This is a genomic window from uncultured Brachyspira sp. (genome assembly GCF_934747485.1).
GTDB lineage: Bacteria > Spirochaetota > Brachyspiria > Brachyspirales > Brachyspiraceae > Brachyspira.
In genome coordinates, this window is the sequence record NZ_CAKVGN010000133.1 from 1 (window position 1) to 1,607 (window position 1,607).

Below are 1,607 nucleotides of genomic sequence, written 5' to 3' on the forward strand. Positions count from 1 at the left end.
TTAGTTAATTAAATTATAAGGAATACCTGCTTTTTTTAAACTAAAAAACGTGCAATATGTATGGCTCCTAAACAAGAATTATCTAAAAAAGTTATTGACTATTATATAAACATAATATATAATTAAACGATTATTTTAATAAGAGGTAAAACTATGGCTGAGATAAAAAATTATCATTTCTCTTCTGAGTCGGTAACAGAAGGCCATCCTGATAAGATTTGCGATGCTGTAAGCGACGCAGTCTTAGACGAATGTTTAAAACAAGATCCTAATTCTAGAGTGGCATGTGAAACTTTAGCAAAAACAGGAATGCTCATCATTGCCGGAGAAATCACTACAAAAGCTAGATTGGATTATCAAAAAATAGCTAGAGATACCGTAAGGCGAATAGGATACACAAGCAGCGATATGGGTTTTGATGCTGATACTTGTGCGGTTATGGAGGCTATTGCAGAACAGTCTCCTGATATAGATATGGGGGTTAGTGCTGGTAAAGGATTATTTAATTCTGAATCTTCAAATATTTCTGAAGGTGCAGGCGACCAAGGTATAATGTTTGGTTATGCTATAAATGAAACAGAAACTTTCATGCCTTTAAGCATACATTTAGCTCATAGATTAGCAGAACGTTTAACAAAGGTTAGAAAAGATAAAATCGTTGACTATTTAAGACCAGACGGAAAAAGTCAGGTTACAATAGAATACAAAGACGGCAAAGCAGCAAGAATAGATGCTGTTGTTATATCTACTCAGCATGCTGCAGGTGTTGAGCATAAACAAATAGAAGAAGACATAAAAAAACATGTAATCAATGAAATATGTCCTAAAAATATGCTTGATGAAAACACAAAATATTATATTAACCCAACAGGTTCATTTGTAGTAGGCGGACCTATGGGCGACTGCGGATTAACAGGAAGAAAAATCATTGTAGACAGCTACGGCGGACATGGTGCTCATGGCGGCGGTGCTTTCTCTGGTAAAGACCCTACTAAAGTAGATAGAAGTGCTTGCTATATGGCTCGCTATGTTGCTAAAAATATTGTTGCTTCTGGTATCGCTGATAGAGCTTTAGTACAGTTTGCTTATGCTATTGGAGTTCCTGAGCCTTTATCTGTATATGTTAATACTTTCGGCACTTGCAAAGTTCATGATGAAGTATTAGCTGCTATTATTTCTAAACAAATTGATTTAACTCCAGCAGGCATAATTAAAACATTAGATTTAAGAAGACCAATATACGAAAAAACTACTGCTTATGGACATTTTGGAAGAGAGCTTCCAGAGTTCACTTGGGAAAAAACTGATATCAAACATCTATTTGCTAATCCAACAAAATAATTTTTATTAATAAAAATTTTTTCATAACAAAAAGGCTTGTTAATAATAACCATTAGCAAGCCTTTTATTATACAAACAATTAAAAACTTTTTTCAAAATAATATTCTATTTTAACCTATAAAAATTTATTAAATAACATGTGTGCCTTATAAAAAATCATATATAAAATTAAAATAAATCTATTATAATTATAATGCACAGGAGCCAGACATATTGCAGTTAGGAATTCCTTAATTTCTTAAAGTATAGCATAGGTGTATCATAAT

General features: G+C 32.4%; 1 protein-coding gene. It reads left to right on the forward strand.

Features of this window, described 5'->3' with window-relative positions:
* Positions 1-153 precede the first annotated feature (153 nt).
* The gene (gene metK / locus Q0H31_RS13185) at positions 154-1,341 is read left to right on the forward strand and encodes a methionine adenosyltransferase (protein ID WP_295298937.1); all 1,188 of its coding nucleotides are present in this window, start codon (positions 154-156) and stop codon (positions 1,339-1,341) included.
* Positions 1,342-1,607: the final 266 nt, after the last annotated feature.

Bases quoted from the DNA above. Each gene is read 5' to 3' on its own strand.
- metK (WP_295298937.1), top strand. From the start codon at position 154: ATGGCTGAGATAAAAAATTATCATTTCTCTTCTGAGTCGGTAACAGAA.